Here is a 6,250-nt window from a genome sequence, read left to right on the forward strand (position 1 = left end):
TCTGGGTGTCGCACCTTGGTGCCATCGCCGAACACGTCCGCGGGCTCGGCTTGGAATCGCGGTCCGTGGTGCGACCGGATCCCGCCGACTTCTAGGTCCGCGAGGTCACTCCTCGCGGAGGCGGGACTCCACGAAGTTCTCGACCTTCTCCCACTGCGCGACGGCCTTGGCGTACGGCGCGGGAGGCTTGCGAACCTTGTCGGCGGACAACACGTGACCGACGAACCTGCCGAGGGGCTGGTCTTGGTTCAGCGCCTCCTCCACGGTGTCGTCCTCGGCGTAGTCGCCGACGTCTCGGATCAATTCGATGGCCAGTTCGAGCTGCTCGAGGTCCACGGCGTCGGGCCCGTCGGCGATGTCGTCGGCCAGGGTGCGCAGCACGTAGACGTTGTCGTCGGTGACCCGGATCTGCAATGACCCGTCGGTGGCAGCGGTCTTGATGTCATCGAAAGTGGCGAGATCCGACAAATCGCTTTCGTGTTCGTCGGCCAGGTAGCGGGCCAGCGACCGCTCGGAGCCGAACACGCTGATGCGTCCATTGCGACCGAGAAAGATTGGCTGGTCGTCCATGTAACAGCGCAGGGTGTAGAACGTGCCGCCCCGGGTCAGCAGGCGGATCGGATCGATGCCGACGCGCGTCCAGAAATCCTCGTCGCTGCCGAGAACCTGTTCCGTGGCCTGCGCGGAGAGCGCGGCCTCTTCGTCGTCGGTGTCGACCTCGTCCTCGATCACCACGTCGTCGGCGGCCTCGTCCACGACCTCCGGCTCGGGGGCCGGTTCGGCGAGTTCGGCCTCGGCCTTCTCGGCGGCCGCGGAGTTCACGTCGGGGATCGTGACGATCTCGTCGATCGCGTCGACGACACCGTCCCATCCGCGGGCGATCACGGCCTCGATCTCGGCCCAGCGCTTGCGGCCAGCACGGCCCTGGAACACCTCGGCGCCACCGCCGAGGGACCCGAGGACGGGGTTGCCGTTGAAGAACTTCGACACCACGGTCAGATCGCATACGGAGCCGACCGCCTGCACCACGCCAAGCGCATGCAACAGCTTCGCCACCGACTCCTCGGTCGGCTTCTCCGCCGCCACCTCGGGAACACCGATCAGGTCGTGCTGACGGTCTTCGCCGGGGTCGAGTCGGTGCGCCGACGACGCCTTCAGTTCATCCCACGCCGGGTGGTCGGTGAGGTCGTTGTCGGAATTGGTCCGGACGAATGCGGCCAGGTCAGCGACCGACTCGAAGCCGTATAGGTCGTCGTCCTTGCCCAGGAACGCCTGCCACTCGTCGTCGGCATCACGCCACGACGGAGCCCACAGTGTGTACAGATCGCCCTTGGTCAGCCCAAGCCTCACAGGCACGATGTCAGCAGCCATGCGGCACAGCCTAACGACGCCTCCGCAGGGGCTTGCTGTCAGGCGGTTCGGCGCTGGAAGCCCTCGGTGCGGTCTGGTCGTGCGAGCAAGCGCGACGGTACACACGGGCGGGCCCGCGATGGACATGTGCAGACTCGTCGCAGACGTTCGCAACACCGGACGCCATCAGTGCGGCCTGAGGGGACCGTCGGTTGGAGTCGTTGGGGGGATCGGGGTTGGTGACCGGGGGGTGTTCGTGGGTTGTGTCGGTCTTGTTTTTTAGGGTGCGCAGCGTGTCCGAGCGCCGGTTTCGCTGCACGCCATAGGGGGTGTGTTGGTGCGGGTCGGCCGGGCGGATGCACCAGTGCAGGTGGTGCGGGCGTTCACCGGTCGGACCGCACGGGAGCTGCGCGCGGAGTTTGCGCATCTGTGCGGGTTCGCGAAGGTGTTGTGGTCGCCGTCGTATTTCGTCGCCTCGGTCGGTTCCGTCTGGGAGTCGATGGTGCGCCGCGACGTCGAACATCAGTGGGATGCGGTGGCGTGGCGAGGCGGGCGGCGTATGTGTTCCGGCTGCGCCCTACCGCGCGTCAGCCCGTGGCGTTGGCGGCCAGCCGCAGCAGCGGCAGGCCCGAAATGGCTCGACGTCGTCGAGGCCTGACGCGCGCGTCGCGCGCCGCACTCGACGCACAGCTAACTCACGAGACAGGCCAAATCACACGACGACGCTTTTCAGCCATCGTGGCGGTAGCCGTCAGTGAAAGGCGCTTCCGACCACCGACTACCTATGTAGCCACAGGTGGTCAGTTCCCATTTGAATTTAGGTCGTTCGGCACCGTCGACGTTTCGGTAGACTAAGTCGATCAATTGACGTGACTGTCAGGCAAACGGGTTACTGGTGGCGTCACGGGGCGGTGATGCACGGGGGAGACGATGTTGAAGCGCATTCATTCGTGGTGGGGGCAGCCCGACCACTACGTCTGGTTCGGCTCCTACCTTCAAGCGCACCGCATGGTGGGAATTACCCGAGCGGTGATGGTGGTGACCTCGGCGTCCCTGACGATCATTCCCTTCGCATTGCTGTGGAGTTCGGCGCCGCCGGACGGCGTCGTCCGCATCGTTCTGTCCATTCTGTCGGTCGTCGTTGGCACCGGCTGTGCGCTGCTGTGGATCGTTCGCTGGCCGTCCAGGTCGGAGTCGATCGCCTTTGCCATCACCGCCAGCGCGAGTATCGCCATGGCGGCGCTGTCCCAGAGTGACCCCTCGATCGCCCTCCTTGCGTGCACCGCCTTCGTCACGGTCTCCGCGTACATCGCCATCTTTCACACCGCGTTCCTCATGGTCGCCAACGCGGTCGTCGTGGTCGTCATCCCCATCGTCCCCGCGGTGGCACTGGCGACGAATCACGACGTCGTGCGCGCATTGTGCGAATACGGGCTGATGGTGGTCGTCAACATCGCGGTGCCATTCGGCATCCAGATCATCGTCCAGGCTCTCGGCGTCGATCTGCTGAACGCCGACCGTGACCCCCTCACCGGATTGCTGAACCGCCGCGCGTTCTACGAACGGACCGGCCAGCTCGTCGCGGCGCACGGATACTCCGATTCGCACCTCGTGGTGGCGATGATCGACCTCGACCGGTTCAAACTGCTCAACGACACCAAGGGTCACGCCGCGGGCGACCGCGTTCTGATCGCGGTCGGGCACGGTCTTCGCGAGCACACCCGCCCGAGTGCCATCGTCGGGCGGGTGGGAGGTGAGGAGTTCCTGGTCGCCGACGTGTTCGTCGACCCGAGGCAGGCTGCCCTGGGTCAGCGTCTCTGCGACGCCGTGGCCGATCTGCCCTACGAGATCACTGCCAGCGTCGGGATCGCCAGCGCCCGATGCGATCAGTTCGTCGAGCGCCACGATCCGAACCTGGTCATCAACGCATTGATTGCGTCGGCCGATGGAGCGATGTACGACGCGAAACGCAACGGCGGCAACCAATCCCGTCAACGGGTGGCCCCGTTCGAACAGTATTGCGCCGACGACCGGAGTCAGGTGCGTGCGAAGTAGCGCTCGCCATCAGCGGCCATCCTCCCGAACGCCAGCTTGAGCACCGGGGCTAGAGGCTTGAACGGCAATGCGAACGCACTCTTGGGCTCGATGGCAACGGTCCACGTGAACCGCGTCGCGCCGCTGTCGGAAGGCTCCGGCTCCACGACATAGTCCTCGGCGAACCGCCGGAACACGGGCAGGTTCGCCTCATAGACGGAGAACGAATAACGGTGCCCCTCGTCCCAACGGAAGTAGCGCTCGCGAACGCGGGTCAACCCGGGGGCCAACACGACCTCGCGGGTGCTTCCGACACCGAATGGGCAGGGACTCAGCCATTTCACCGCACTGACCGTTGCGCTCCAGGCGGCGACCGAGTCATCTGAGGCAAGGGATTCCCAGACCTTCTCGACCGGCGCCGCGAACCGCCTCGAGTAACGGAATACGTGTGGCGCGGACGCGAAGAAGTCGTCGTCCGCGGGTCCGACCTCATACCAGCGCGTCATGGTGTAACAGCATGCCAAAGCGTCGCGCCGGTGGACAGACGCGGGACGATGGCTTCATGCGAGCAGTGATCTTCGAGGAGTTCGGTGGTTCGGTGGACGTACGGTCGGTCGCCGATCCGGCGCCATCGCCCGGGGGTGTGGTCCTCGAGGTGCACGCCACCGGTCTTTGTCGCAGCGACTGGCACGCGTGGGCCGGGCATGACGACGGGGTGGCACTCCCGCACGTCCCGGGGCACGAACTGGTCGGCGTGATCGTCGCGGTGGGGGCCGAGGTACGACGGTGGACGGTCGGTGACCGGGTGACCACACCCTTCGTGTGCGGCTGCGGGCACTGCCAGTGGTGCCTGGATGGTCAGGCGCAGGTGTGTCCGAATCAGACTCAGCCGGGTTTCACGCACTGGGGTTCCTTCGCCGAGTACGTGGCCCTGCACGCGGCCGACGCCAACTTGGTGGTCGTCCCGGAGGTCGTCGGCGATGCGGCGGCGGCGGGATTGGGCTGTCGGTTCGCCACCGCCTACCACGCACTGACAGCTCGGGCCCGAGTCAGGCCCGGCGAGTGGGTGACGGTGGTCGGGGCCGGCGGGGTGGGCCTCAGTGCTGTGCAGGTGGCCGTCGCGGCCGGTGCCAGGGTCGTCGCGGTCGACCGCACTCCGGCAGCGCTGGACCTGGCGCGCGGCCTGGGTGCCGAGCACACCGTGCTCGCCGATCGGGGCGAGCGAAGCGACGGGGAACTACATCGGGGCGAGCTCGCCACCCGCGTGCACGACCTCACGGGCGGGGGCAGCCACGTCGCCGTAGACGCGGTCGGCACCCCGGTCACCTGTTCGGACGCCATCTACAGCCTGCGGCGGCGGGGACGTCACGTACAGGTGGGGTTGCTGCCAGGCGTCGACGGGCACCCCGCGGTGCCGATGGAGCGGGTGATCGCCTGGGAACTGGACATTCTCGGCAGTCACGGCATGGCCAGTGTGGACTATCCCGGCATGTTGGAACTGGTGGAAGCAGGCACGTTGCGCCCGCAGGACCTGGTCGAGCAAGTCGTCGGACTGGCCGAGGGCGCTCGTCTACTCCCGTCGGTCGACACCGCCTCTCCGGTCGGCGTCACGTTGATCGACCCGCGGCTGCAGTGACCCTCACGCCGTCGGCCGCCAGAATCCCTGGAAGCCCTGCCCGGCGTTGGTCGTTCGGACCGGGGAGAGCTTGACGGGGTCCCCCGCTTCGATAAGTGATCAATAGGGGTGCAGCTCGCGACCGGATCCACTAGCAGATTCGGCGACAGCTATGAATTAATGCCACCTCACCGCTGAGACGCTCACTATTCTGAGAGTCTTCGAACCTTGGGGCCGAGCGTCGGAGGGCGGATGACAGCAGTACCGGAGGGCACGCCTGAACGCTTGTGGAGCCCGCCGCCGGAGCGGGTGGAGCGGGCCGGAATCACGAGGTATCTGCGCTGGCTGCGCGACGAGCGCGGACGGCACTTCGACTCCTATGAGGAGCTGTGGCGCTGGTCGGTCGATGAGTTGGAGGCCTTCTGGTCGTCGATCTGGGACTTCTGCGGCGTGATCACCCATCACCCTTACGAGCGGGTGCTCGATCGCCGCGTCATGCCTGGGGCTCGCTGGTTTGACGGCGCCTTGATCAACTATGCCGAGCATTCGCTGTGGCGAGCGCTTCGCCCAGAGTGGGCTTCGCGTGCGGCTGTGGTCTGCGAGTCCGAGTCACGTTCACGCATAGAGCTGACGTGGGGCGAGTTGGGCGCCGAGGTGGCCGCGCTGGCCGCCACATTCCGCAGCCTCGGCGTGCGGCAGGGCGATCGCGTAGCTGCCTACCTACCGAACGTGCCCGAGTCCGTCATCGCCATGCTTGCAGCAACGAGCCTCGGCGCGGTGTGGTCGAGTGCCGCGCCGGACATGGGGGCCGTCGGAGTGCTCGATCGGTTCCGGCAGATCAAGCCGAAGATACTCGTCGCGGTCGATGGATACCGGTACGGGGACAAGGCCTTTGACCGCCGCGATGTCCTGCGCGACATCGTAAGTGGGCTTCCTGAGTTGGAGACGCTGATCCTGGTGAGCCACCTCGACGCCGGAGCATGTTTCGAAGCGCCGGGCAGTGTTTCGACGCTGTCGTTCCGCGATGCGGTGGCGAAGCGGGCGCCGCTGGAGTTCACACCGGTTCCCTTTGCCCACCCGCTCTGGGTCGTGTACTCCTCTGGAACGAGCGGCAAGCCGAAGCCAATCGTGCACGGGCATGGCGGGTTTCTGCTGGAGAACCTGAAGGCCGGTGCGCTTCACCTCGATATCGACGACGGCGACCGGTTCCTCTGGTTCTCCTCGACCGGCTGGATCATGTGGAACCTCTCG

General features: G+C 66.4%; 6 protein-coding genes. 4 read left to right on the forward strand and 2 right to left on the reverse strand.

Features of this window, described 5'->3' with window-relative positions; translation table 11 throughout:
- Positions 1-105: 105 nt before the first annotated feature.
- A complete protein-coding gene (satS, locus tag QOI01_RS28245) occupies positions 106-1,371 on the reverse strand; it encodes a protein export chaperone SatS (RefSeq protein WP_526386458.1) in 1,266 nt (421 codons plus the stop codon).
- A 316-nt stretch (positions 1,372-1,687) separates the two neighbouring features.
- On the opposite strand from satS, the gene QOI01_RS28250 reads away from it, so the two are divergent.
- Both QOI01_RS28250 and QOI01_RS28255 read left to right on the forward strand, forming a co-directional pair.
- The gene (locus QOI01_RS28250) at positions 1,688-2,008 is read left to right on the forward strand and encodes a transposase (protein WP_526386459.1); all 321 of its coding nucleotides are present in this window, start codon (positions 1,688-1,690) and stop codon (positions 2,006-2,008) included.
- A 272-nt stretch (positions 2,009-2,280) separates the two neighbouring features.
- The gene (locus QOI01_RS28255) at positions 2,281-3,405 is read left to right on the forward strand and encodes a GGDEF domain-containing protein (RefSeq protein ID WP_526386460.1); all 1,125 of its coding nucleotides are present in this window, start codon (positions 2,281-2,283) and stop codon (positions 3,403-3,405) included.
- On the opposite strand, the gene QOI01_RS28260 is transcribed toward QOI01_RS28255, so the two are convergent.
- Complete coding sequence (locus QOI01_RS28260; RefSeq protein WP_526386461.1) at positions 3,387-3,890, reverse strand: SRPBCC family protein; 504 nt, start codon at positions 3,888-3,890, stop codon at positions 3,387-3,389. The two genes, QOI01_RS28255 and QOI01_RS28260, sit on opposite strands and share 19 nt — an antisense overlap.
- Before the next feature lie 56 nt (positions 3,891-3,946).
- Between QOI01_RS28260 and QOI01_RS28265 the strand changes: the two genes are divergently transcribed.
- Together QOI01_RS28265 and QOI01_RS28270 are read left to right on the forward strand one after the other, a co-directional pair.
- Positions 3,947-5,020, forward strand: coding sequence for an alcohol dehydrogenase catalytic domain-containing protein (locus QOI01_RS28265; RefSeq protein ID WP_526386462.1), 1,074 nt, complete (start codon positions 3,947-3,949; stop codon positions 5,018-5,020).
- A 231-nt stretch (positions 5,021-5,251) separates the two neighbouring features.
- A partial coding sequence (locus QOI01_RS28270) for an AMP-binding protein (RefSeq protein ID WP_526386463.1) occupies positions 5,252-6,250 on the forward strand: 999 nt, incomplete at its 3' end.

This window comes from Mycobacterium sp. (assembly GCF_032162605.1).
Lineage (GTDB): Bacteria > Actinomycetota > Actinomycetes > Mycobacteriales > Mycobacteriaceae > Mycobacterium.

Coding starts and splice junctions, on each gene's coding strand:
- QOI01_RS28260 (WP_526386461.1), bottom strand. CDS start 3,890: ATGACGCGCTGGTATGAGGTCGGACCCGCGGACGACGACTTCTTCGCG.
- QOI01_RS28255 (WP_526386460.1), top strand. CDS start 2,281: ATGTTGAAGCGCATTCATTCGTGGTGGGGGCAGCCCGACCACTACGTC.
- satS (WP_526386458.1), bottom strand. CDS start 1,371: ATGGCTGCTGACATCGTGCCTGTGAGGCTTGGGCTGACCAAGGGCGAT.
- QOI01_RS28265 (WP_526386462.1), top strand. CDS start 3,947: ATGCGAGCAGTGATCTTCGAGGAGTTCGGTGGTTCGGTGGACGTACGG.